The following is a 24,419-nucleotide window of genomic DNA, read 5'->3' as shown; positions in this document are numbered from 1 at the left end:
CGATACGAGACTATTCGCCCAGCGCATCCTCGAGGAAAGCCTCGAGCTGCGCCAGGTGCTTGGACATGAGGCCCGTCGCGGGCGATGCGGACGCGGGACGACCGGTGTAGCGCACGCGCTGGTGCTTGGCGTCGATATGGGCCAGCACCCATTCCAGGTAGGGGTCGATGAAGGACCAGGACCCCATGTTCTTGGGCTCCTCCTGGCACCACACCATCTCGGCGTTGCGGAAACGCGAAAGCTCGGTGATCAGCGCCTTGGCCGGGAAGGGGTAGAGCTGTTCGATGCGCAGCAGGTAGACGTCGTCGATGCCGCGCTTCTCGCGCTCCTCGTAGAGGTCGTAGTAGACCTTGCCCGAGCACATGACGACGCGGCGGATCTTCGAATCCTTGACCAGCTTGATCGGCTGGTCGGCCAGCAGCTGGGCATCGTCCCACAGGAGGCGGTGGAAGGAGCTTTCGCCCGACATCTCGGCCAGCGTCGACACGGCCCGCTTGTGGCGCAGCAGCGACTTCGGCGTCATCAGGATCAGCGGCTTGCGGAAGTCGCGCTTCAGCTGACGGCGCAGGGCGTGGAAGTAGTTGGCCGGCGTGGTGATGTTGGCGACCTGCATGTTGTCTTCCGCGCACATCTGCAGCCAGCGCTCGAGGCGGGCCGAGGAATGCTCGGGACCCTGGCCTTCATAGCCGTGCGGCAGCAGGCAGACGAGGCCCGACATGCGCAGCCACTTGCGCTCACCCGACGAGATGAACTGGTCGAAGACCACCTGGGCGCCGTTGGCGAAATCGCCGAACTGCGCTTCCCAGAGCGTCAGCGCCCGCGGTTCGGCCAGCGAGTAGCCATACTCGAAGCCGAGCACGGCCTCTTCCGAGAGCATCGAATTGATGACCTCGTAGTTGGCCTGCTGCGGACCGAGATTGTTGAGCGGGATGTAGCGGTTCTCTTCGCGCTGGTCGTAGAGCACCGAATGACGCTGCGAGAAGGTGCCGCGTTCGGAATCCTGGCCCGACAGCCGGACCGGGTTGCCTTCGAGCAGGATCGAACCGAAGGCGAGCGACTCGGCCGTCGACCAGTCGATGCCCTCGCCGGACTCGATCGCTTGGCGGCGGTTCTCCAGGAACCGGTTGATGGTGCGGTGCGCCTCGAAATCCTTGGGAACCTCGGTCAGCTTGCGGCCGATCTCCTTGAGCGTCTTCATGGGCACGGCGGTCTTGCCGCGGCGCTGTTCGTCCTGGTTGTCGGCGCTGCGCAGACCCGACCAGGCGCCGTCCAGCCAGTCGGCCTTGTTGGGCTTGTAGGCCTGTCCGGATTCGAACTCGGCCTCGAGGTGGGCGCGCCATTCTGCCTTCATCTGGTCGACCTCTTCCTGGGTCACCAGCTTCTCGGCGATCAGCTTCTGCGAGTAGATCTGGACGGTCGAGGGATGCGACCGGATCTTCTTGTACATCAGCGGCTGGGTGAAGGCGGGCTCGTCGCCTTCGTTGTGGCCGAAGCGGCGGTAGCAGAACATGTCGATCACGACCGGCTTCTGGAACTTCATCCGGAATTCGGTCGCCACCTTGGCGGCGTAGACCACCGCTTCGGGATCGTCGCCGTTGACGTGGAAGATCGGCGCCTCGATCATCTTGGCGACGTCAGACGGATAGGGCGAGGAACGCGAGAAGCGCGGGTTGGTCGTGAAGCCGATCTGGTTGTTGATGATGAAGTGCAGCGTGCCGCCGACCCGGTGGCCGCGAAGGCCCGAGAGGCCGAGGCACTCCGCCACCACGCCCTGGCCGGCGAAGGCTGCGTCGCCGTGCAGCAGCAGCGGCAGCACCTTGGCGCGCTCCTCGATCGGAACGACCTCCTCGCGCTTGCGGCCGAAGATCTGGTCCTGCTTGGCGCGGGCCTTGCCCATGACGACCGGATTGACGATCTCGAGATGTGAGGGATTGGCCGTCAGCGACAGGTGTACCTTGTTGCCGTCGAACTCGCGGTCGGACGAGGCGCCGAGGTGATACTTCACGTCGCCCGAGCCTTCGACATCGTCGGGGGCGAAGGAGCCGCCCTTGAATTCGTGGAAGACGGCGCGATGCGGCTTGCCCATGACCTGGGTCAGCACGTTGAGACGGCCGCGATGGGCCATGCCGAGCACGATCTCCTTCATGCCCATGTTGCCGCCGCGCTTGATGATCTGCTCGAGCGCCGGGATCAGCGCCTCGCCGCCGTCGAGGCCGAAGCGCTTGGTGCCCTTGTACTTGACGTCGATGAACTGTTCGAAACCTTCGGCCTCGATCAGCTTGTGCAGGATCGCCTTCTTGCCGTTGGCGGTGAACTCGATGCCCTTGTCCGGCCCCTCGATGCGCTCCTGGATCCACGCCTTCTCCTCGGGATTGGAGATGTGCATGAACTCGACGCCAAGCGTCGAGCTGTAGGTCCGCTGCAGGATGTCGAGCATCTGCCGGATGGTGGCAAACTCGAGCCCCAGCACGTTGTCGATGAAGATCGGGCGGTCGTAGTCGGCTTCGGTGAAGCCGTAGTTCTCCGGCGACAGCTCGTTGTAGTCTTCCTGCGGCTTGGCGACGCCGAGCGGATCGAGATTGGCGTGCAGGTGGCCGCGCATGCGGAAGGCGCGGATCATCATGATGGCGCGGACCGAATCGCGCGTCGCGCGATGAACGTCGGCTTCCGACACCGTCTTGCCGGTGGTCGCGGCCTTCTCGCGGGTGCGCTTGTCGAAGTGCTTCTCGATCGTGCCCCAATCGCCGTCGAGCGCGGAGACCAGCTCTCCGTTCGCCTTCAACGGCCAGTTGGCGCGCTCCCACGAGGCGCCGCGGGCATTCTTGCGGATGTCGCCCGCATCGTCCTTCAGGGCGCCGAAGAAATCGCGCCACTCGGCGTCGACCGAATTGGGGTCGTCCTGCCAGGAGGCGTAGAGTTCTTCGATGTAGGTGGCGTTGCCGCCATAGAGGAACGAGGTGAGGGAAAACTGGTCGTTGGCCTGATCCTGCCGTGCCATCTCTGTGCCTTGCCGGAGCGCTTCGCCCCGTCTCCTTCTTGGTGCGGCGGTCGTGCCGCTGTTTCCTCGGCGGCTGCCCGCCCTTTCCTGCCCCTTGGCGTCACCGGCCGCTTGCGCGGCCGGTCAATCCCGATCTCAGCCCTTGAGCGCTTCGAGCAGCGTCTGCCCGAGCCGCGCCGGCGACGGGGAAACGCGGATGCCCGCCGATTCCATCGCCGCGATCTTGTCTTCCGCGCCGCCCTTGCCGCCGGAGATCACCGCGCCCGCGTGTCCCATGGTGCGGCCGGCCGGTGCCGTGCGGCCCGCGATGAAGCCCGCCATCGGCTTCCTGCGGCCCTTCTTCGCCTCGTCCTTGAGGAACTGGGCGGCATCCTCCTCGGCCGAACCGCCGATCTCGCCGATCATGATGATCGACTGGGTCTCGTCGTCGGCCAGGAACATTTCGAGCATGTCGATGAACTCCGTGCCCTTGACCGGGTCGCCGCCGATGCCGACGGCCGTCGACTGGCCGAGACCGGCGTTCGAGGTCTGGAAGACCGCTTCATAGGTAAGCGTTCCGGAGCGCGAGACAACGCCCACGGAGCCCTTGCGGAAGATATTGCCCGGCATGATGCCGATCTTGCACTCGTTCGGCGTCACGATGCCCGGGCAGTTCGGGCCGATCAGCCGCGACGAAGACCGGTCCAGCCTGGCCTTGACCTTGACCATGTCCATGACCGGGATGCCCTCGGTGATGCAGACGATCAGCGGGATTTCGGCGTCGATCGCCTCGATGATGGCTTCGGCGGCGCCTGCCGGCGGCACGTAGACCACCGACGCGGTCGCTCCGGTCCGGTCCCTGGCCTCGGCGACCGAGGCGAAGATCGGAAGGCTCTCGCCTTTCGAACCGGTCCAGGTCTCGCCGCCCTTCTTGGGGTGGATGCCGCCGACCATCTGCGTGCCGTGATAGGCCAGCGCCTGCTCGGTGTGGAAGGTGCCGGTCTTGCCGGTCAGGCCCTGGACGAGGACCTTGGTGTCTTTGTTGACGAGGATGGACATGGGGCAGTCTTCCCTTCGAACCTAAGCTAAGAAATCTTGTATGAACGGATTGCAGACCCGCACGGACCCATAGGATTGGCCGTGGTTGAGGTCCTCGGTGTAGAGAACGGCGAGCCCGGCCCGCTCCGCGGCAGTAACGACGAGGCCATCCCAATGCGAGATGTCGTAGCGTCGTGACAGCTTGACCGCATGGACGACGTCGGCTGCGTCCAGGCTGATCACATGTTCGTCCTGCAGCGTCTCGATCCACCGCGTGGCCACGTCCGGGCCGTAGGCCAACTTCCGGCGCAGCACACCGTAGAACTCCATCATCACCTGCGTCGAGACGGTGACCTCGCGCGACTGCATCAGCTGGCGGGCATGGTCTCTCTTGCGAGGATCCGGACAGGCCGTGTCGGCGGCACAGACGAGGATGTTGGTGTCAAAGAAGGCCGCGTTCACGCATGACCTCCTCGTAGAAGAGTTCACGATCGAACATGCGTTCGCCATCCCTCAGGCGGTGGTCCCGCCTGTGGGCATCGGCGTCCGCAGCCTGGAACATCCGGCTCCATGCTTCCGCACGCGTCGCCTGCAGCGTTTCCCGCTCGATCTCGCGTTCGAGAAAGCCACGCACCATCGCGTTCACCGTCGTGCGACGCATGGCCGCCAGCACCCGCGCCTTGTCGAGCAGGTCATCGTCGATGGCGAGGGTGAGGTTCTTGGTCATGGACCGGTTACACAGGTTATGTGGGGCACATAAACCGTGCGATGCGGATTTGCAAGCGAAAGCGGGGTCTCGCGACGGTCGGGAGCAGGCGCCGGCTCAGCAATAGGTTTCCGGCACGATTTCGCCCGGGTCGGGCTCCGAGGTCTCGAACTTCAGCAGCAGGCCGGAGAAGCCGGTCGTTACCGCGTGGGGACTGCCTTCCGGGATGAAGGTCAGGTAGGTGTCTCCGGTGCGCGGCATCGGGCAGGGCGGACCCCAGACATAGCTCGTCAGGGTATCGTCCGAATGGCGATTGGCGACCGGCTTCTGGAGCAGGGCGCTCAGCTGGCCGGGACCGATCGGGGCCGTGGCATCGAAATTGTAGAGATAGCAGCCGATATAGACCCAGGGGTTCGGCGGGTCCTCGTCCTCGTCCTCGTCGATGATGAAGGAGGCCCGGCTGACGACCAGATAGTGGTCCTGATCCTGCACGGGCTTCGTCAGGATCGTGTACTCGAACGTCCCCTTCAGTTCGGGATCGTTCGCCTCGTCCTCGGACTTGCCCATCATGACGTCGAGTTCGGGATTGGCATCGCGCCCGGCATCGCGCCACCCGGCCGCGCGCGCGGTCTCCAGCGTGCCGGGATAGCTCATGCGCTGCGGCACGCATGCCTCGGCGAAGGCATCCACGAAGGCGGTGTCGTAGTCGGCGGCGGATGCGGGGCAGAGGCCGGAAAAAGCCAGAAGCCCTGCGACCGCCGCTCGACGCATGATTTCAGCCCTGAACCGCCGCGACGATCTTCTTGGCCGCGTCGTCGAGATCGTCGGCGGAGATGACGTTGAGGCCGCTCTCGTTGATGATCTTCTTGCCGAGTTCGACGTTGGTGCCTTCGAGCCGGACCACCAGCGGAACCTTCAGCCCGACTTCCTTGACCGCGGCGATTACGCCCTCGGCGATGACGTCGCACTTCATGATGCCGCCGAAGATGTTGACCAGGATGCCCTTCACGGCCGGATCGGCGGTGATGATCTTGAAGGCGGCCGCGACCTTCTCCTTGCCGGCGCCGCCGCCGACGTCGCAGAAGTTGGCCGGCTCGGCGCCGTAGAGCTTGATGATGTCCATCGTGGCCATGGCAAGGCCGGCGCCGTTGACCATGCAGCCGATGTTGCCGTCGAGCGCCACATAGGCGAGGTCCCACTTCGAGGCCTCGATTTCCTTGGAATCCTCTTCGGATTCGTCGCGCAGCGCCTTGATGTCGTCGTGGCGGAACAGCGCGTTGCCGTCGAACGACACCTTGGCGTCGAGCACGCGCAGGCGGCCGTCCTTCATGACGATCAGCGGGTTCACCTCGAGCAGCGCCATGTCCTTCTCGACGAAGGCCTTGTGGAGGATCGGGAACAGGCTCTCGCCGTCCTTCGCCGCCTCGCCCGACAGCGCCAGCGCGCCGTTGAGCTTCGCCACGTCCGCCGCCGTCACGCCCGTCTCCGGGTTGATGGCCACGGTGATGATCTTCTCGGGCGTGTCGTGCGCGACCTGCTCGATGTCCATGCCGCCCTCGGTGGAAACGACGAAGGCGACCTGGCCGACGGTGCGGTCGACGAGGATAGAGAGATAGAGCTCGCGGTCGATGTCGGCGCCGTCCTCGATGTAGAGGCGGTTGACCTGCTTGCCCTCGGGGCCGGTCTGCTTGGTGACCAGCGTGTTGCCGAGCATGTCCTTGGCGTGTGCGACGACCTCGTCGATCGACTTCGCCAGCCGGACGCCGCCCTTGGCGTCTGCGGCCAGTTCCTTGAACTTGCCCTTGCCACGGCCGCCGGCATGGATCTGGCTCTTCACGACGTAGAGCGGGCCCGGCAGCGACTTCGCCGCCGCTTCCGCCTCGCCTGCCGTCATGATCGCGACGCCTGCGGCGACAGGGGCGCCGTAGCCCTTCAGGACCTGCTTGGCCTGGTATTCGTGGATGTTCATCGGGGCTATGGTTCCCTTACTTCAGGTTCGGGGCGATGCCGACGCAGGCTTCGCAGAGCGACTGTACGGCGGCGACGGACTTCTCGAACATCTTCTGCTCGGCCTTGTTGAAGTCGATCTCGATGATGCGCTCGACGCCCGCGGCGCCGATGACGACCGGCACGCCGACATACATGTCCTTCAGGCCGTACTGACCGTCGAGATGCGCGGCGCAGGGCAGCACGCGCTTCTTGTCCTTGAGGTAGGATTCGGCCATCGCGATGGCCGACGCGGCCGGCGCGTAATAGGCGGATCCGGTCTTGAGCAGCGCGACGATCTCGCCGCCGCCCTTGCGGGTGCGCTCGACGATGGCGTCGAGCTTCTCCTTGGTGGTCCAGCCCATCTTGATCAGGTCGGGCAGCGGAATGCCGGCGACGGTGGAATAGCGCACCATCGGCACCATGTCGTCGCCGTGGCCGCCGAGCGTCATGGCGGAGACGTCCTCGACGGAGACCTTGAACTCCTCGGCCAGGAAGTAGCGGAAGCGGGCCGAGTCGAGCACGCCGGCCATGCCGACGACGTGGCTCTTCGGCAGGCCCGAAAACTTCTGCAGCGCCCAGACCATGGCGTCCAGCGGGTTGGTGATGCAGATGACGAAGGCGTTGGGGGCATACTTCTTGATGCCGGCGCCCACCTGCTCCATGACCTTGAGATTGATGCCGAGCAGGTCGTCGCGGCTCATGCCGGGCTTGCGCGGCACGCCGGCGGTGACGATGCAGACGTCGGCGCCCTTGATCGCGGAATAATCGTTGGCGCCGAGATAGTGCGTGTCGAAGCCGTCGACCGGCGAGGATTCGGCGATGTCGAGGCCCTTGCCCTGCGGGATGCCCTCGGCGATGTCGAACATGACGACGTCGCCGAGTTCCTTGAGGCCGATCAGGTGGGCCAGCGTTCCGCCGATCATGCCGGATCCGATGAGCGCGATCTTGCTGCGTGCCATGGTGGTGGATTTCCCTTGCGACTGCTGGACCTACCCGGCCCGGATGACAGGAGTGCGTCTATTTCTGCCGGTCTGTCGGTCGCCTTCGTCCGGCGGAAATTTGACCGTCGCCATAGCGTCAAGGGACGAAAAACTCAATCGAAAATTTCCGTGTCAACGATTTCAATCGGTTAATGCTGTCGGTATTTACGTAAACGTCAAAATCCCAACCGTCTGGCACGATCAGCCGGACGACGCGGGGGCGTCTGTCGTCGTCGACGTGCCGGAAGACCGCTCATGCGCGCCGGCTTCCCACGCCTCGCGCCACTCCTCGCTCTGCATCTCGATCAGGCGCGAGGCGGTGCGGTCGAACTCGAAGGCTTCGGCGCCGAGGCGTCCGCGGTAGAGGTCGGTTGGGGCGGCCTGCGCGGTCGCAACGAGGCGGACCTTTCTGTCGTACAGCGTGTCGATGAGCAGGATGAAGCGCTTGGCGGCATTGCGGGTGGAATCGTCCATCACCGGGATGCCGTCGAGGAAGATCGTGCGGTACCGTTCCGCGATGGCGAGGTAGTCGCGGGCGGCCAGCGGCTTGTCGCAGAGGTCGGCAAAGCCGAAGCGGGCGGCATCGCGAACCGCGCGCGGGACGGGGACGCGGCGGCCCTTCACGAGGATCTCGTCGGAGTGCTCGCCGGCGCCGTCCACCAGCGCCCGCCAGGCTTCGTCGAGGCGGCGCTCGTTGGCGGCATCGACCGGATGCATGTAGACCGGCACGCCGTTCAGCTTCTCCAGCCGGTAGTCCGTCTCCGCATCGAGGTGGAGCACATGGGCATGACGCCTGAGAGTGGCGATGAAGGGCGTGAAGAGCGGCCTGTTCAGCCCGTCGCGGTAGAGATCGTCGGGAGCGACGTTCGAGGTCGCCACCAGCACCACGCCCTCCTCGAACAGGGCCGAGAACAGTCGCGACAGGATCATGGCGTCGGCGATGTCGGTGACCGCGAACTCGTCGAAGCAGAGCACCCAGGCGAGTTCGGCGAGGTCCCTGGCCACCGGCGGGATGGGATCGTCGCCTTTGGCGGTGCCCGCCTTGACCGCGGCGCGATGGCGGCCGATGCGGTCGTGCACGTCGGCCATGAAGTCGTTGAAATGGACCCGGCGCTTGCGTCGGACCGGCACGAGGTCGAAGAACATGTCCATCAGCATGGTCTTGCCGCGTCCGACGCCGCCATGGATGTAGAGACCCATGACCGGCGCCTTCGTCTGCCGCTTGCGGCCGAACAGCCAGCCGAGCGAACTCGACTTGGCAGCCAGGCGCTTGGCCGCGACGTCCTCGATCAGCCGGTCGAAGGCGTTGACCAGGACTTCCTGCGCCGGATCGCGCGTGATCTCGCCGCGCGCCACCTTGTCGGCATAGGCCTGACGAAGCGTGCGGAAGGGTGGCGGTCCGTCGCGCGATGTCATCGGTGCCGTGTCCAGATGGTCCGGTTCCGAAGCGTCAGCGGCTGAGGGAGATCGGCTGCCCGGACGTCATCTGACCGTCGAAGCGCTCGGCGCTCGACGAGTAGAGCCGCGCGAGAAGGTCGCCATTGCCATCGTAGAGCGACAGCTGCTTGCCCGCGACATTCCACGACTTCACGCCGTCGAGCGGGACGGGGCAGCGCAGCGGTCCGGCGCGGAAGCCCTGGCCGAACTTGGTCTGGGGGGTGGCGACGCGGCAACCCTGGCCGGCGACGGTCGCGTTCCAGACGCCGGCGACGCTGCCGGCCGTCAGATCCGGGGCACCCGAAGGCGCGCTGGTGTTCGGATCGAGTGCGGCGACCTGGGTGCCGTCGCCGGTCGTGCCGGGGGCGGGCGGGAACGCATTCGCGTCGGCCGGTCCGGACGGCGGAGGCAAGTCGCTTGTGACGACGGCTCCGGACGGCGCGGGCTGAAGCGGCGCGGGAGCGGTGTTGATGGGAGTGAAGCGGCTGCTCTGGCAACCGGACACGAGGGCGAGCGCAACCAGGGCAGCGGCGGCGAGGCCGGTCTTCGTCGATCCGGCAGTCGAAAGCATCATGCGAGATCCTCCATGAGGACAATGTGGGAACCGTACCGTCCCGCTGCGCGAGTCGGCCAGAAACATGGCATTGTTGGGTCGATAACACGAAGAGGGTCGGGATTTCACGCCCCTGGGGGAAAATTATCCGGCGCCGTAACGGGAGGAGGTCCAACGACGCGGCCTGATACGTACTCCTCAGGCATGCCATGCGCGTCGCGACGCTGAGGGTTTGACCCGCGGTGCAGCGCGCACCATCTGCATGACTGATGCCGACCATGACGCAGGAAGGTACCATGAACAGGCGAACCTTGATCAAGTGGACGGGCATGGGCGGCCTGACGGCCCTTGCTGGAGGCGGTGCATTGGCGGCGAAGAGCAACGGCGAGAACCCCTACTACAGCGGTGCGGCGAGCGATCACTTCGACGGCCGCATCTTCTTCAATCCTGACGGAATCCCTCCGCGCGCCTTCGCCGACCTCCTGCGCTGGCAGTTCGGCGGCGGAAAGAAGAGCTGGCCGAAAGCCTGGCCGAGCCCGTTTCCGCAGGCGCGTCCCGCGCCGCTCTCGTCGGACGACGGGTTGCGGGTTACCATGGTTGGCCACGCCACCATGCTGATTCAGGCTGGCGGGCTGACTTTCCTCACCGATCCGGTCTGGTCCGACCGCGTTTCGCCCGTTTCGTTCGCCGGACCGCGCCGCGTCAATGCTCCGGGCATCGCCTTCGAGGATCTTCCACGGATCGACGTGGTGCTGCTCTCGCACAATCACTACGACCATTTCGACGTCGCGACGCTGAAGCGGCTGAAGGCGACGCACGATCCGCTGGTGGTGACGCCGCTCGGTAACGACACGATCCTTCGCCGGTCGGTCCCGACGATGCGGATCGCCAGCGGCGACTGGGGCGACGATCATCATCTGGTGCTGCCGCATGGCGAGGCACGCATCCACATCGAGCCGGCGCATCACTGGTCGGCGCGCGGCACCGGCGACCGCCGGATGGCGCTCTGGGGCGCCTTCGCGGTGGAGACGGCCGCTGGCAAGCTCTACTATGCCGGCGATACCGGCTTCCACCGCGGCATCAACTACCGCGCCGCAGCGCGCAAGCACGGCGGTTTTCGCTTCGCGCTGCTGCCGATCGGCGCCTATGAACCGCGCTGGTTCATGGAAGGCCAGCACCAGAATCCGCGGGAAGCCGTCGAGGGCATGATCCTGGCGGAGGCGCAGTTCGTGGCCGGTTGCCACTGGGGTACGTTCCAGCTCACCGACGAGGCGATCGAGGAACCGCGGGATCATCTCCATGCCGAGCTGGATTCGCGGGGCCTGCCCCGCGACCGCTTTCGGCCGATGGTGCCCGGCGAGGTCTGGGACGTGCCGGCCGCCGTGGCGTGATCGGGAACAAAACGGCTTTCGCCACATTTTCCTCGCAACGGAAGCGAGGGAAAATTCATGCTGGACTGGATCCTGATCCTGCTGGTGGTGGCGGCAGTTGCCGCTCTGCTTGGCTTCAACACCATCTCGGGCGCCGCGCTCACGGGCGCGAAGCTGCTGATCGGCCTGGTGCTGATCTTGTTCCTGCTCGTGCTCTTCGGCATAATCGCTCTGGCCTAGGGTCCGGCGCTGCGGCCTGCGCCCGATACTGGTAATCCGGGCCCAGTTCCGCCATATAGCGGGCTGAACAGAGCAGTTCGGTTCCTGGCCATGTCGATCCGCGTCCCCTTTGCGAAGATGAACGGGCTCGGCAACGAGATCATCGTTGCCGACATGCGCGGTCGTGCGGATCGTGTAACCGCCGCTGCGGCGCTGGCGCTGGCGGCCGATCCGGCGACCCGGTTCGACCAGATCATGGCCGTCCATGACGCACGCACGCATGGCACTGCGCAGTACGTCGAAATCCTGAATTCCGACGGCACTCCCGCACAGGCCTGCGGCAACGGCATGCGCTGCGTCGTGCAGGCACTGGCAGCCGAGACGGGCGAGAAGATCTTCTCCTTCGAAACGGTGGCGGGGATCCTCAATGCCGAGGAACATGCCGATGGCCTGATCTCGGTCGACATGGGGCCGCCGAAGTTCGGGTGGAAGGACATTCCCCTCGCGGAGGAATTCCGTGACACGCGTGCCATCGAGCTGCAGGCCGGCCCGATCGACGCGCCAGTGCTGCACTCGCCCTCCGTCGTGTCCATGGGCAACCCGCACGCGATCTTCTGGGTCGATGCGGACGTCTGGTCCTACGAACTCGACAAGGTGGGCCCGCTGCTCGAGAACCATCCGATCTTTCCCGAACGCGCCAACATCACCATCGCGCAGGTCACGTCGCGCCGGTCGATGACGATCCGCACCTGGGAGCGCGGTGCCGGCCTGACGCGGGCCTGCGGCTCGGCGGCCTGTGCGGCCGCGGTCGCCGGCGCGCGCACGGGCCGGACGGAGCGCAGCGTCGAGCTCAGCGCGCCGGGCGGGCTGCTGCGCGTTACCTGGCGCGACGACGACCACGTCGTCCTGACCGGACCGGCGGAGTGGGAGTTCTCCGGCACGTTCGATCCGCAGACCGGCGCCTGGGCACGCGAGACCGAGGGCGCGTACTGATGGCGGGCGAACGCGCCGGCATCGACGTCGTGACCTTCGGCTGCCGGCTCAACACCTACGAATCCGAAGTGATGAAGCGCGAGGCCGAGGCCGCCGGGCTCGGCACGCTTGCGGGCGGCGCGGTGATCTTCAACACCTGCGCGGTGACCGCGGAAGCCGTGCGCCAGGCGCGCCAGGCGATCCGCAAGGCGCGCCGTGAGCAGCCCGGCGCGCGCATCATCGTGACCGGCTGTGCCGCGCAGACCGACCCCGACGGCTTCGCCGGCATGGACGAGGCCGACCTCGTGCTCGGCAACGAGGAGAAGCTCAAGGCGCACAATTACCGGGCGCTGCCCGATTTCGGCGTCAACGACACCGAGAAGGCGCGCGTCAACGACATCATGTCGGTGACGGAGACGGCGTCGCACATGGTCGACGCGATCGAGGGTCGGGCGCGCGCCTTCGTGCAGGTGCAGAACGGCTGCGACCACCGCTGCACCTTCTGCATCATCCCCTATGGGCGCGGCAATTCGCGCTCGGTGCCGATGGGCGCGGTCGTCGAGCAGGTGAAGCGGCTGGCCGGCAACGGCTATCGCGAGGTGGTGCTGTCTGGCGTCGACATGACGAGCTACGGCGCCGACCTGCCGGGCGCGCCGCGGCTCGGGCGGCTCGTGCGCACCATCCTGCGCCAGGTGCCCGACCTCGATCGGCTGCGGCTGTCGTCGATCGATTCCATCGAGGCCGACGACGATCTGATGGAGGCGATTGCCACCGAGGCGCGGCTGATGCCGCATCTGCATCTGTCGCTGCAGGCCGGCGACGACATGGTTCTGAAGCGCATGAAGCGGCGCCACCTGCGCGCCGATTCCATCCGCTTCTGCGAAGACGTGCGGCGGCTGAGGCCGGACATCGTCTTCGGCGCCGACATCATCGCCGGCTTCCCGACCGAGACGGAGGCGATGTTCGAGAATTCGCTTTCGATCGTCGAGGAATGCGGGCTGACGCATCTCCACGTCTTTCCCTATTCGCCGCGCGAGGGCACGCCGGCTGCGCGGATGCCGCAGGTCGCTCGCCGCACGGTCAAGGAGCGGGCGGCGCGGCTGCGCGCGTCGGGCGAGCGCGCCCATCGCCGCCACCTCGACGCGCTCGCCGGCAGCACCCAGCGCGTGCTGGTCGAGCGCGAAGGCCTCGGCCGCACGGAAGGGTTCACGCTGGTCGCCCTCAGCGAGGGCGAGCCTGGCGAGATCGTCACCGTGCGGATCGCCGGGCACGACGGAGCAAGACTGGTCGCCGAGCCGCTGCGCGCGGCGGCGGCCTGAGGAACAGCGAATGGCATTCGGCTTCATCAGGAAGGTCTTCTCCTTCGGCAAGGACAAGGTCGAGGAGACGCCGCCCGCCGCGGGCACCCCCGTCGAGCCGAAGGCCGCCGAGGCGCCCGCGGTCGCTGCCGAAGCGCCCGCTGCAGCTCGCCCCGTTGACCCCGAGCCACCCGCCGCTCAGCCCGCACCCGCCGCCGAGATCGCGCCGCCGCTGCGCGAGCCGTCGCCGATCCATGCAGACCCGCTGCGCGACGAACTTGCTCCGGAGATCGATCCCGTCCCGGCGCCGGTCGCTCCCGCCGAGCCAGTCGCTCCCCCGGAGCCCGCACCCGCCGGTGACGCAGCCCCGGACGTCCGCCCCGCCGTTGACACGGACAACCCGCCGGCACCCACGGCCGGCGCGCCGGCCGAAGCATCCGAGCCCGTTTCCTCCGTCGCCGCTCCCGCTGCCGAGATCGCGCCCCCGCTGCGCACGCCGCCGCCGGTGGCCGCCGATCCCGTTGCCGCGGAGATCGCGCCGGAGCCCGCCCCGTCGCCGACCGCGCCCCCCGCCGGGCGCATCACCGTCGGCAAGGCGGTCGAACGGCGCGAGGAAGCGCTGGCGCCGGTCGCCGCCGCGCCGGTCAAGCAGACCTGGTTCCAGAAGCTGCGCGACGGCCTGTCGCGCTCCTCGCGCGAACTCTCCGGTTCGATCGCCGGCGTCTTCACCATGCGCAAGTTGGACGAGGACACGCTGCAGGACCTGGAGGACGTTCTGATCCGCGCCGATCTCGGCATGGAAACGGCGATGCGCGTGACCGACGCGCTGGCGTCCGGCCGTTACGGGCGGGACGTCTCGGATCTCGAGGTGCGCACCATCATGGCGCAGGAGGTCGAGAAGGTCCTGAAGCCGGTGGCGCGGCCGCTGGAGCTCGACCTGTCGGTCAAGCCGCACGTGATCCTGGTCGTCGGCGTCAACGGCACCGGCAAGACCACGACCATCGGCAAGCTTGCCGCCAAGCTGACGGCGGGCGGCCTGAACGTCATGCTCGCGGCCGGCGACACGTTCCGCGCCGCCGCCATCGAGCAGCTCAAGATCTGGGGCGAGCGGACCGGCTCTCCCGTGGTCGCCACGAAGCTCGGCGCCGATGCCGCCGGCCTCGCCTGGGACGCCTTCGAGAAGGCGAAGGCGGCCGGCTCCGACGTGCTGATCATCGACACCGCCGGCCGGCTGCAGAACAAGACCGAGCTGATGGCGGAGCTGGAAAAGATCGTGCGGGTGCTGAACAAGCTCGATCCCGACGCGCCGCACACGGTGCTGCAGACCGTCGACGCCACCACCGGCCAGAACGCGCTCAACCAGGTCGAGATCTTCCGCAATGTGGCGGGCGTGAACGGGCTGGTGATGACCAAGCTCGACGGCACCGCACGCGGCGGCATCCTCGTGGCCATTGCGGCCAAGCACAAGTTGCCGGTCTATTTCATCGGCGTCGGCGAACAGGTCGACGACCTCGAACCCTTCTCGGCGAACGATTTCGCCAAGGCCATCGCCGGCGTGAGCTGAGCCCCCCGGGGCTCCCGCGCCGCGGCCCAACTGCAAGGACAGGACGACGATGCCCGAACCGATCCTCGAGCGCGACCCCGCCGACCCGAAGCGCAAGCACATGAACCCGATGCTCAAGCTGGCGCTGGAACTCGGGCCGCTGCTGGTGTTCTTCTTCGCCAATTCGCGGGGCGAGTGGCTGGCCGGCACCTTTCCGGTGCTGGGCGAGTTCGGCGGGCCGCTGTTCGTCGCCACCGGCCTGTTCATGATCGCCACGGCGATCTCGCTCAGCGTGTCATGGCTCTTGGTCCGGACCCTGCCGATCATGCCGCTGGTATCGGGCGTGGTGGTCTTCGTGTTCGGGGCGCTGACGCTCTGGCTGCAGGACGAGATCTTCATCAAGATGAAGCCGACCATCGTGAACACGCTGTTCGGGGTCGTGCTGCTCGGCGGGCTCTTCTTCGGCAAGTCGCTGCTCGGCTACGTCTTCGACGAGGCCTTCAAGCTCGATGCCGAGGGCTGGCGCAAGCTGACGTTGCGCTGGGGCGTATTCTTTCTCTTTCTGGCCCTTGTCAACGAGGTCGTCTGGCGGATGTTCTCGACCGATGCTTGGGTGGCGTTCAAGGTGTGGGGCATCATGCCCATCACCCTGATCTTCACCTTCAGCCAGATGCCGCTGATCATGCGGCATTCGACGGACGACACGTTCAAGAAGAGGACCTGAGATGGAGTTCCTGACCGACCGCGACGCGTTGCGAAGCCTCTACCGGGAGCCGCACGAGCGGGCGGTGCAGAAGGAACTCGCCGTCCTCGACCGGCACGCCAGGGCCTTCATCGCCAAGAGCCCGTTCCTGCTGATCGGCTCGTCCGACGGGCAGGGCCATTCAGACGTCACGCCGCGCGGCGACCGGCCGGGCTTCGTGGACGTGCTCGACGACCGCACGATCGCCATCCCGGACCGGCCGGGCAACAACCGGCTCGACACGCTGGAGAACGTGCTGGCGAACCCGGCCGTCGGGCTGCTGTTCCTGATCCCGAACATGAACGAAACCCTGCGCCTCAACGGGTCCGCCCGCATCACCGCGGACGCCGACCTGCGGGGGCGCCTCGCCGTGGACGGAAAGCAGCCGACCACGGTGCTCGTCGTCACCATCCAGTCGGTCTACATGCACTGCGCCAAGGCCTTCCTGCGCTCCAACCTCTGGGCACCCGAATCCTGGCCGGCGCGGTCGGACATGCCGACGCTGGGCGAGATCCTCAAGGACCAGATCGCCTTCGCCGCGACGGCAGCGGAGACCGACGACGTACTGGCTGATGCCTACGCCAAGACGATGTGGTGAGGAGCTGACGCCGGCGGTCGATCGGATGGACCGCTGGCCTCACTCCGGATTGGCGAAGGGAGCGACTCCCTTTCCGTCCTGAACCATGCGCTCGTGGCGCAGCATCCAGTGCACGGTCGGGAAGGCGAGGTCGCCCCACGGGATCTCGTCCCAGGAAAACAGCGCTACCTCGAGGCTCTCCTCGCCGGCAGAGAAGGCCGGTTCGGCCAGCGTTGCGCGGTAGATCAGCTGCACCTGGCTCAGGCGTGGAACCGAGTAGATGGCGAGCAGGCCGTCGAGGGCCAGCGCGGCATTCGCCTCCTCGCGGGCCTCGCGGCGGGCTCCGTCCTCCGGCGTCTCGTGCAGTTCCATGAAGCCCGCCGGCACCGTCCAGAAGCCGTGCCGCGGCTCGATCGCCCGCCGGCAGAGCAGGATCTTCCCCTCGTGGCGCACTACCGAGCCGACCACGATCTTCGGGTTCTCGTAATTGACGAAACCGCAATTCTCGCAGACGGCGCGCTCGTGCGTATCGCCGTCGGGGACAGTGCGGGCGAAGACGGGAGCGAGGGGATAGACCATGGAGGAGCAAGATAGGGCGAAGGCGCGGGGTTGCCAATCGGGGCGGTTGAGCCTTTGGCAGGGCCACCTCGCGCAGCGTCTCCACCCCCACCCCTGGGCCCTCCCCGCAAGGGGAGAGGAAGGCATTACTCCGCCAGCGCCTTCTCGATCTGCGGCATCAGGTCGTCGGCGACGCTCTGCGGCGTGAAAGGGCCGACATGCTTCCACAGGATGGTGCCGTCGCGGCCGACGAGGAAGGTCTCCGGCACGCCGTAGACGCCCCAGTTGATGGCGGTGCGGCCGGCGTCGTCGGTGCCGATGGCGTCGTAGGGGTTGCCCAGTTCGCCGAGGAAGCGGCGCGCATTCTCCGGCTTGTCCTTGTAGTTCAGCCCGGCGATGCGGATCCGGTCGTCGCCTGCGAGCTGCATCAGGAGCGGATGCTCCTGACGGCACGGCGCGCACCAGGAGGCCCAGACATTCACCAGCGTCACCTGGCCCTCGAAGGCGGCGTTGGCGAGACCGGGCAGGCCTGTCCCCTCGAGCGGCGGCAGGTCGGTCTGCGGCGCCGGCTGGCCGATCAGGGCGGAGGGAATCGTCGAGACGTCGCGGCCCGACAGGAGCTGCGCCAGGAACAGTCCGGACAGGGCCAGGAACAGGGCGAGCGGCACGAAGACCAGCCAGCGCCGCGGCCGGGTCGGTTGGCTGTCTTCGACGTTCATCGTTCGGCCGACCCGGTGCGGTCGGAGCGGCGGCGCACGCCGCGCGCCTCGAGTTCGGCGAGTTCCGCCTTGCGGGCGCTCTGGTCGATCAGGTTCCAGGCGACGAGGGCCAGGATGCCGAGCGCGGAGATGCCGTAGGCGGCTGCGACGAAGACTTCGTGCGACATGGGGTCAGGCCGCCCCGGCATCGGCGCGCCGCGCCGAGACGCGGCGCATGGCGATGACGCGGCGCCGCCAGATCTCGGTGCGCATCGCCATCAGGTGCAGCGTGAAGAACAGCAGCGAGAAGCCGAGCGCGCAGACGAGCAGCGGCCACAGCATGGAGGAATGGACCGTCGGACCGTCGAGACGCATCACCGACGCCGGCTGGTGCAGCGTGTTCCACCAGTCGACCGAGAACTTGATGATCGGGATGTTGACGAAGCCGACGAGCGTGACGATGGCCGCTGCACGCGCCGAGCGGCCGGGATCGTCGAGCGCCCGCGTCAGCGCGATCAGTCCGAGATACATCAGGAACAGCACGAAAACCGACGTCAGCCGCGCGTCCCACACCCACCAGGTGCCCCACATCGGCTTGCCCCAGATCGACCCGGTGATCAGGCAGAGCGCGGTGAACATGGCGCCGATCGGGGCGGCGGCCTTGAGCGAGACGTCGGCCAGCGGATGGCGCCAGACCAGCGTGCCGATCGCCGAGGCCGACATGATCGAGTAGCACATCATGGCGAGCCAGGCGAAGGGCACGTGTATGTACATGATGCGGACGGTGATGCCCTGCTGGTAGTCTTCGGGAGCAGCAAAGGCCATCCAGATGCCGGTCGCCAGCACGGCCGCGGTGAGGACGGCCAGCCATGGCACGACGGCGTTGGCGAAGCCGACGAAGCGCGTCGGATTCGCCAGGTCGCTCCAACGTCCGATGGCTGGAATGGTCTGGCTCATGGTTTCTCAATAGAGAGAGTTCGCGGCTCTCGCAATTGATGGCGATCAAAGGGGCGTGATTTGGGCGGGCGGTCGCCTGCGGCGGAATGGCTCACGTGCCGAGGGCGAGCGCCTCCAGGATCGCCATCGCGTCCGCCGCACGGGCCTCCGGCACGAAGAGATGGTCGTGGTGGAAGGCCGAGACCGGATTGACGCCGATGCCGGCGGCGGCCAGCCGCGGCAGGATCGCGGCGAGGAAGCCCACGGCCTCCAGCGACGAGTGGATTTCGAGAACGATGCGCCTGCAGGGAAAGGTGAAGCCGATGCCTGCCCGCTCCGCCTCCGCGCGCGGCAGCACGAGGGTCGTGCCCTCCGCCTCGGCGAAACGCATCACGGGAGCGAGCCCCGCCGGCGCCGGGCTGCCGGCGGCCAGCGTGGCGAAGACGTAGACGGTCTCGTCGAGCCGCGGGCTCAGGCCGGCGAGCAGCCGCGCGAGGTCGGATTCGCCTTGCATCAGTCTGCCGACCAACGAAGTGCCGCCGCCGCCGCCACCGGTCCGAGCACGGCAAAGAACAGCGTCATCGCCACCATCAGGAGGAAAGGCGGCAGGAACGGGTCGGGCTCGGTGACGGCGCCGTAGCTCGCCGAGACGCCGAAGATCAGCACCGGGATCACCAGCGGCAGCACCAGAACCGAGACGAGCAGGCCGCCGCGCGGCAGCGAGACGGCCACCGCCGCGCCCGCTGCGCCGATGAAGGCGATGGCCGGCGTTCCGAAGAGCAGCGTCAGCGTCGCCGCGCCGATGCCCATCGGCTCCATGTTCATGAACAGGCCGAGCATGGGCGCGGCGATCACCAGCGGCAGCACGCTCGACGTCCAGTGCGCCAGGCACTTCACGAACACCGCCAGCGCCAGCATCCGGCGCTCGCCGGCCATGATCAGCAGATCGAGCGAGCCGTCGTCGCGATCGGCCTGGAACAGCCGGTCGAGCCCGAGCAGGCTCGCCAGCAGCGCACCGATCCACAGGATTGCCGGGCCGATGCGGGCGAGCAGGTTGAGGTCCGGCCCGACGCCAAAGGGAATGACGGCCACCACGGCAAGGAAGAACAGGATCCCCACCAGCGCCCCGCCACCGGAGCGGATGCCGAGGCGGACGTCGCGGATGTAGAGGGCTAGCATCGGTCGGCGCTCTTGAGCCTGCAACGAAGACGCTCCACGGCGCCCCCCTCTGGCCTGCCGGCCATCTCCCCCACGAGGGGGGAGATCACCTGGCCTCTCCCGCCGCGCCTCCCCTGCAACGCTGGTGATGGGCGAAAGCGCACGTGACGGCCGATCTCCCCCCTCGTGGGGGAGATGTCCGGCAGGACAGAGGGGGGCGCGACAGAACGCATCACTGATCGCTGTTCCATCACTGACCCATCCGCAGCTCGTGCGTCCACTCCAGCCCCAGCGGCAGGTGCGTCGCGGCGAGGATCATGCCGCCGTCCTCCAGGTGTGCGGCCATCAGCTTCGCGAACTGTGCCTCCGAGGCCCGGTCGAGCCCGGCGGTCGGTTCGTCCAGCATCCAGACCGGCCGGTAGGAGACGAGCAGCCTGGCGATGGCGATGCGGCGTTTCTGGCCGGTCGAGAGAAAGCCGAGCGGCAGATGGCCGATCTCGTCGAGCCCCACCATCTCCAGCGCCTCGGCCACCGGCAGATGCGGTTCGCCATGATAGTCGCGCCAGAAGGCGAGGTTCTCGGTCACGCTCAGCGCCGGCTTCAGCGCGTTCTGGTGGCCGAGATAGTGGCAGGCCGACATCACGTCCGGCCAGTCGGGCTCGCCTCCTTCGAGCCGGACCGAGCCGCCGGCCATCGGCAGCAGGCCAGCCACGATTCGCAGCAGCGTCGACTTGCCCGATCCGTTGGGTCCTGTGACGAGCAGCCCTTCGCCGTCCGACAGCGAGAAGGACACGCCCGAGAAGATCGTCTCGCCGCCCCGCTCGCCGTCCAGTTGGTCCGCCACGAGGCGCATTGCGGGTTCGTCCTTCTCATCGGCTGAAAGTCGCATGTGCGACGCAGCATATTTCCCGCGCGCGACACTGGCACTCTCTTTAGAAATTCTCTAAGAGGTCAGCAACCGTGCCAGCGGTCGGCATGGACACCAATCGAGCCGGACCGGCGCACTCTCCGCGAGGGGGGAAGCACCCGGAAGCGGACAGCGGAAATGACCGTACCCGCACCTTTGCGCGTGATGCACTGGCGTCCGTTTCCACCTCGGCAACGAACAGTTAGGGATCGTACGTGTCAAATTCTCTCGACAGCTTCAACTGCCGCCGGACCCTCAAGGTCGGTGACAAGGACTACACCTATTTCAGCCTCGTGGAGGCCGAGAAGAACGGGCTCGACGGCATCGCCCGGCTGCCCTTCTCGATGAAGGTGCTGCTCGAGAACCTGCTGCGCAACGAGGACGGCCGCTCGGTCACCAAGGCCGACATCGAGGCCATCAAGGCGTGGCTGGTCGACAAGGGCACCGCCGGCCACGAGATCGCCTATCGCCCGGCGCGCGTGCTGATGCAGGACTTCACCGGCGTTCCGGCCGTGGTGGACCTCGCGGCGATGCGCGACGGCATCAAGGCGCTCGGCGGTGACCCGCAGAAGATCAATCCGCTGGTGCCGGTCGACCTCGTCATCGACCACTCGGTGATCGTCGACGAGTTCGGCACCCCGATGGCCTTCAAGCACAACGTCGATCTCGAATACGAGCGCAACGGCGAGCGCTACCGCTTCCTGAAGTGGGGCCAGCAGGCGTTCCAGAACTTCCGCGTCGTGCCGCCCGGCACCGGCATCTGCCACCAGGTCAACCTCGAATATCTCGGCCAGACAGTCTGGACCAAGGACGAGGAGGGCGGGACGGTGGCCTATCCCGACACCTGCGTCGGCACCGATTCGCACACCACCATGATCAACGGCCTCGGCGTTCTGGGCTGGGGCGTCGGCGGCATCGAGGCGGAGGCGGCCATGCTCGGCCAGCCGGTCTCCATGCTCCTGCCGGAGGTCATCGGCTTCAAGATCACCGGTGCCCTGAAGGAAGGCGTGACCGCCACCGACCTGGTGCTCACCGTCGTGCAGATGCTGCGCAAGAAGGGCGTCGTCGGCAAGTTCGTCGAATTCTACGGCGAGGGCCTCGCCAACATGACGCTCGCCGACCGCGCGACGATCGGCAACATGGGTCCCGAGTATGGCGCGACCTGCGGCTTCTTCCCGGTCGACAAGGAGACGCTGAACTACCTCACCGTCTCCGGCCGCAAAGCCGATCGCATCGCCCTCGTCGAGGCCTACAGCCGCGCGCAGGAGATGTTCTGGATGCCGGGCGCCGTCGAGCCGGTGTTCACCGACACGCTGTCGCTCGACCTCGGCGAGGTCGTGCCGTCGATGGCCGGCCCGAAGCGTCCCGAAGGCCGCATCCCGCTGGAAGGTATCGCCGCCGGCTTCGAGCAGTCGCTCGTGAAGGAATACAAGAAGGACGCGTCCGAGGCCGACAAGCGCTGGCAGGTCGAGGGCGAGGATTACGACCTCGGCCATGGCGACGTCGCCATCGCGGCGATCACGTCCTGCACCAACACCTCCAACCCCTCGGTGCTGATCGGCGCCGGCCTGCTCGCGCGCAACGCCAACCGACTCGGCCTCAAGCAGAAACCCTGGGTCAAGACCTCGCTCGCCCCCGGCAGCCAGGTGGTCGCCGAGTACCTGGAGAAGTCGGGCCTGCAGAAGGAGCTCGACCAGATCGGCTTCAACCTCGTCGGCTTCGGCTGCACCACCTGCATCGGCAATTCCGGCCCGCTGCCGGCGCCGGTGTCGAAGACCATCAACGACAAGGGGCTGATCGCGGCCGGCGTCCTGTCGGGCAACCGCAACTTCGAGGGCCGCATCTCGCCCGACGTGCAGGCCAACTACCTCGCCTCGCCGCCGCTGGTCGTCGCCTATGCGCTCGCCGGCACCGTCGCGAAGGACCTGACCACCGAGCCGATCGGCCAGGACCGCGACGGCAAGGACGTGTTCCTCAAGGACATCTGGCCCTCCAACAAGGAGATCCAGGAGTTCATCCACAAGCACGTCACGCGCGACCTGTTCGAGCAGAAATATGCCGAGGTGTTCACCGGCGACGAGAACTGGCAGGCGGTGCAGATCCCCGACGGCGAGACCTATGCCTGGGACGATGACTCGACCTACGTGCAGAACCCGCCCTATTTCGTCGGCATGGGCCAGAAGGCGATCGACGTCACCGACATCAAGGGTGCGCGCATCCTCGGCCTGTTCGGCGACAAGATCACCACCGACCACATCTCGCCTGCCGGCTCGATCAAGGCCGCCTCGCCGGCGGGCAAGTACCTGACCGACCACGGCGTCGGCGTCGCCGACTTCAACCAGTACGGCACACGGCGCGGCAACCATGAAGTGATGATGCGCGGCACCTTCGCCAACATCCGCATCCGCAACTTCATGCTGGGCGAGAACGGCCGCGAGGGCGGCTTCACGATCCACTATCCCTCGAAGGAGGAGATGTCGATCTACGACGCCGCCATGCAGTACAAGCAGGAAGGCGTGCCGCTGGTCATCTTCGCCGGCGTCGAGTACGGCAACGGCTCCTCGCGCGACTGGGCGGCCAAGGGCACCAACCTGCTCGGCGTCAAGGCGGTCGTGGCGCAGTCCTTCGAGCGGATCCACCGCTCGAACCTGGTCGGCATGGGCGTCATCCCCTTCGTCTTCGAAGAGGGAACCTCCTGGGCCTCGCTCGGCCTCAAGGGCGACGAGGTCGTGAGCATCGAGGGCCTGGAGACGATCAAGCCGCGCCAGACCATGGTGGCCAAGGTTACCTACGCGGACGGCGCGACGCGGGAGGTTCCGATCATCTGCCGCATCGATACGCTGGACGAACTCGACTACTACCGCAACGGCGGCATCCTGCAGTACGTGCTGCGCGATCTCGCCGCCTGATCGGCGCCGTCCAGTCCGAAATCGAGGCCGCCGGGAGTGATCCCGGCGGCCTTTTTCATGCCGTGCGGTCAGGCTGGCGCCGTCATACCTGTGCCAGCGGCCCGGCTGCCCGGCCGCCCGTACCAGGCCACCGAGGCGAGCAGCACGCCGAGCATCAGCCCGTTCAGCACGTGCCAGAGAAAATGGGTGCCGATCGGCAGCGCCTCGCACACGGTGGCGTCGACCGAGCGGAAGGTCGCCGAGACGATGAAGATCGAGGCGGCGGCGAGATCGTACCAGCCGGCCGGATGGCGCCTGAGCACCAGCACGAAGCCGAAGAAGGTGAGCGCGAGGAAGGCGGGCAGGTAGCCCGAGGTGCCCTTGCTCGCAACCCGCATCCAGTCCGGCACCATCGCCGTCAGCGCCCCGGCCACGGCGTAGAAGGCGACGAAGGCGAGTAAGCTGGTGCGGCGCGACAGGCCGACGAACCGCCTCAGGTTGAACAGCGTCAGGGCGAGCGTGAAGGTGGCGATGGGGATGACGTCCATCCACACGGTCAAGACGTTGGCAAAGGTGTGGAACAGCGCCGAGCCGACGCCGATGGCGATCACCCACCAGCAGAGCAGTTCGGCGAAGCCGCCGGCGCGGTGCCGCCGAACCTCGCGCAGGCCCCACAGGCCGGCGAGGATGAAGGCGAGGTTGGAGACCGCGTTGAGCGGCTCGGACCAGAGGTCCGGTCCGGTGCGTTCGCAGTAGGAATCGATCGCCCTGAAAAGCGTCTCCATGCGGTCCTCGATGCGCTCGGGCGAAGTATGCAGGCTCAGCGTCTCACCGCAACGTGACTTCCTGTTGAACTTGCCGGCCGACTATTGT

At 67.0% G+C, this 24,419-nt stretch carries 25 protein-coding genes; 8 read left to right on the top strand and 17 right to left on the bottom strand.

Annotated elements, in window-relative coordinates; all coding sequences use genetic code 11:
- Nucleotides 1–10: 10 nt before the first annotated feature.
- The 9 genes from N1F91_RS08510 to N1F91_RS08470 form a co-directional block, all read right to left on the bottom strand.
- Complete coding sequence (locus N1F91_RS08510; RefSeq protein WP_289991427.1) at nt 11–2,998, bottom strand: 2-oxoglutarate dehydrogenase E1 component; 2,988 nt, start codon at nt 2,996–2,998, stop codon at nt 11–13.
- A gap of 135 nt (nt 2,999–3,133) precedes the next feature.
- Nucleotides 3,134–4,036 (bottom strand): succinate--CoA ligase subunit alpha, encoded by a 903-nt coding sequence (sucD, locus tag N1F91_RS08505; protein WP_289991426.1) that lies wholly within the window; start codon nt 4,034–4,036, stop codon nt 3,134–3,136.
- Nucleotides 4,037–4,057: 21 nt separating this feature from the next.
- Nucleotides 4,058–4,477 (bottom strand): PIN domain-containing protein, encoded by a 420-nt coding sequence (locus tag N1F91_RS08500; RefSeq protein ID WP_289991425.1) that lies wholly within the window; start codon nt 4,475–4,477, stop codon nt 4,058–4,060.
- Nucleotides 4,458–4,742 carry a hypothetical protein gene (locus N1F91_RS08495; RefSeq protein WP_289991424.1) on the bottom strand — a complete coding sequence of 95 codons (285 nt, stop codon included), beginning with the start codon at nt 4,740–4,742 and terminating at the stop codon, nt 4,458–4,460. Before N1F91_RS08495 ends, N1F91_RS08500 begins: the two co-directional genes overlap by 20 nt.
- A 96-nt stretch (nt 4,743–4,838) precedes the next feature.
- Nucleotides 4,839–5,492 (bottom strand): hypothetical protein, encoded by a 654-nt coding sequence (locus N1F91_RS08490; RefSeq protein WP_289991422.1) that lies wholly within the window; start codon nt 5,490–5,492, stop codon nt 4,839–4,841.
- Nucleotides 5,493–5,496: 4 nt separating this feature from the next.
- Nucleotides 5,497–6,690, bottom strand: a complete 1,194-nt coding sequence (sucC, locus tag N1F91_RS08485; protein WP_289991421.1) for an ADP-forming succinate--CoA ligase subunit beta — start codon at nt 6,688–6,690, stop codon at nt 5,497–5,499.
- A 16-nt stretch (nt 6,691–6,706) separates the two neighbouring features.
- Nucleotides 6,707–7,669, bottom strand: a complete 963-nt coding sequence (gene mdh, locus N1F91_RS08480; protein ID WP_289991420.1) for a malate dehydrogenase — start codon at nt 7,667–7,669, stop codon at nt 6,707–6,709.
- Between the two features lie 222 nt (nt 7,670–7,891).
- Nucleotides 7,892–9,106, bottom strand: coding sequence for a cell division protein ZapE (gene zapE / locus N1F91_RS08475; RefSeq protein WP_289991419.1), 1,215 nt, complete (start codon nt 9,104–9,106; stop codon nt 7,892–7,894).
- A 34-nt stretch (nt 9,107–9,140) separates the two neighbouring features.
- Nucleotides 9,141–9,701, bottom strand: coding sequence for an AprI/Inh family metalloprotease inhibitor (locus N1F91_RS08470; RefSeq protein ID WP_289991418.1), 561 nt, complete (start codon nt 9,699–9,701; stop codon nt 9,141–9,143).
- Nucleotides 9,702–9,976: 275 nt separating this feature from the next.
- On the opposite strand from N1F91_RS08470, the gene N1F91_RS08465 reads away from it, so the two are divergent.
- The 7 genes from N1F91_RS08465 (at nt 9,977) to N1F91_RS08435 (ending at nt 16,422) form a co-directional block, all read left to right on the top strand.
- The gene (locus N1F91_RS08465) at nt 9,977–11,071 is read left to right on the top strand and encodes an MBL fold metallo-hydrolase (protein ID WP_354670530.1); all 1,095 of its coding nucleotides are present in this window, start codon (nt 9,977–9,979) and stop codon (nt 11,069–11,071) included.
- Between the two features lie 57 nt (nt 11,072–11,128).
- The gene (locus tag N1F91_RS08460; protein ID WP_187968670.1) at nt 11,129–11,290 is read left to right on the top strand and encodes a DUF1328 family protein; all 162 of its coding nucleotides are present in this window, start codon (nt 11,129–11,131) and stop codon (nt 11,288–11,290) included.
- A 90-nt stretch (nt 11,291–11,380) separates the two neighbouring features.
- Nucleotides 11,381–12,262: a diaminopimelate epimerase gene (dapF, locus tag N1F91_RS08455; protein WP_289991417.1), complete on the top strand. Its 882-nt coding sequence runs from the start codon at nt 11,381–11,383 to the stop codon at nt 12,260–12,262.
- A complete protein-coding gene (gene mtaB / locus N1F91_RS08450; RefSeq protein ID WP_289991416.1) occupies nt 12,262–13,560 on the top strand; it encodes a tRNA (N(6)-L-threonylcarbamoyladenosine(37)-C(2))-methylthiotransferase MtaB in 1,299 nt (432 codons plus the stop codon). Before dapF ends, mtaB begins: the two co-directional genes overlap by 1 nt.
- 10 nt (nt 13,561–13,570) lie before the next feature.
- Nucleotides 13,571–15,103, top strand: coding sequence for a signal recognition particle-docking protein FtsY (gene ftsY, locus N1F91_RS08445; RefSeq protein ID WP_289991415.1), 1,533 nt, complete (start codon nt 13,571–13,573; stop codon nt 15,101–15,103).
- A gap of 49 nt (nt 15,104–15,152) precedes the next feature.
- Complete coding sequence (locus N1F91_RS08440) at nt 15,153–15,806, top strand: septation protein A (protein WP_289991414.1); 654 nt, start codon at nt 15,153–15,155, stop codon at nt 15,804–15,806.
- 1 nt (nt 15,807) lies between these two features.
- Nucleotides 15,808–16,422 carry a pyridoxamine 5'-phosphate oxidase family protein gene (locus tag N1F91_RS08435; RefSeq protein WP_289991411.1) on the top strand — a complete coding sequence of 205 codons (615 nt, stop codon included), beginning with the start codon at nt 15,808–15,810 and terminating at the stop codon, nt 16,420–16,422.
- 39 nt (nt 16,423–16,461) lie between these two features.
- Here N1F91_RS08435 and N1F91_RS08430 read toward each other — a convergent pair whose 3' ends face one another.
- The 7 genes from N1F91_RS08430 to ccmA form a co-directional block, all read right to left on the bottom strand.
- Entirely contained in the window at nt 16,462–16,980 is a 519-nt protein-coding gene (locus N1F91_RS08430; RefSeq protein ID WP_289991410.1) for an NUDIX hydrolase, read from the bottom strand.
- A 125-nt stretch (nt 16,981–17,105) separates the two neighbouring features.
- Entirely contained in the window at nt 17,106–17,678 is a 573-nt protein-coding gene (locus N1F91_RS08425) for a DsbE family thiol:disulfide interchange protein (protein WP_289991409.1), read from the bottom strand.
- Nucleotides 17,675–17,845, bottom strand: a complete 171-nt coding sequence (ccmD, locus tag N1F91_RS08420) for a heme exporter protein CcmD (protein WP_289991408.1) — start codon at nt 17,843–17,845, stop codon at nt 17,675–17,677. Before ccmD ends, N1F91_RS08425 begins: the two co-directional genes overlap by 4 nt.
- Before the next feature lie 4 nt (nt 17,846–17,849).
- Entirely contained in the window at nt 17,850–18,614 is a 765-nt protein-coding gene (locus N1F91_RS08415; RefSeq protein WP_289991407.1) for a heme ABC transporter permease, read from the bottom strand.
- Nucleotides 18,615–18,705: 91 nt separating this feature from the next.
- Entirely contained in the window at nt 18,706–19,107 is a 402-nt protein-coding gene (locus N1F91_RS08410) for an ACT domain-containing protein (RefSeq protein WP_289991406.1), read from the bottom strand.
- A complete protein-coding gene (gene ccmB / locus N1F91_RS08405; protein WP_289991405.1) occupies nt 19,107–19,772 on the bottom strand; it encodes a heme exporter protein CcmB in 666 nt (221 codons plus the stop codon). The genes N1F91_RS08410 and ccmB overlap by 1 nt, the downstream gene beginning before the upstream one ends.
- A gap of 229 nt (nt 19,773–20,001) precedes the next feature.
- Nucleotides 20,002–20,604, bottom strand: a complete 603-nt coding sequence (gene ccmA, locus N1F91_RS08400) for a heme ABC exporter ATP-binding protein CcmA (protein WP_289991404.1) — start codon at nt 20,602–20,604, stop codon at nt 20,002–20,004.
- A 269-nt stretch (nt 20,605–20,873) separates the two neighbouring features.
- Between ccmA and acnA the strand changes: the two genes are divergently transcribed.
- Nucleotides 20,874–23,567 carry an aconitate hydratase AcnA gene (gene acnA / locus N1F91_RS08395; protein ID WP_289991403.1) on the top strand — a complete coding sequence of 898 codons (2,694 nt, stop codon included), beginning with the start codon at nt 20,874–20,876 and terminating at the stop codon, nt 23,565–23,567.
- Between the two features lie 68 nt (nt 23,568–23,635).
- Here the strand turns inward: acnA and N1F91_RS08390 are convergent, their stop codons facing one another.
- Nucleotides 23,636–24,331 carry a ceramidase domain-containing protein gene (locus N1F91_RS08390; protein WP_289991402.1) on the bottom strand — a complete coding sequence of 232 codons (696 nt, stop codon included), beginning with the start codon at nt 24,329–24,331 and terminating at the stop codon, nt 23,636–23,638.
- Nucleotides 24,332–24,419: the final 88 nt, after the last annotated feature.

The sequence above is a fragment of the Aquibium sp. ELW1220 genome (assembly GCF_030398385.1).
Lineage (GTDB): Bacteria > Pseudomonadota > Alphaproteobacteria > Rhizobiales > Rhizobiaceae > Aquibium.
This window is presented reverse-complemented; position numbering and strand designations above follow the sequence as displayed.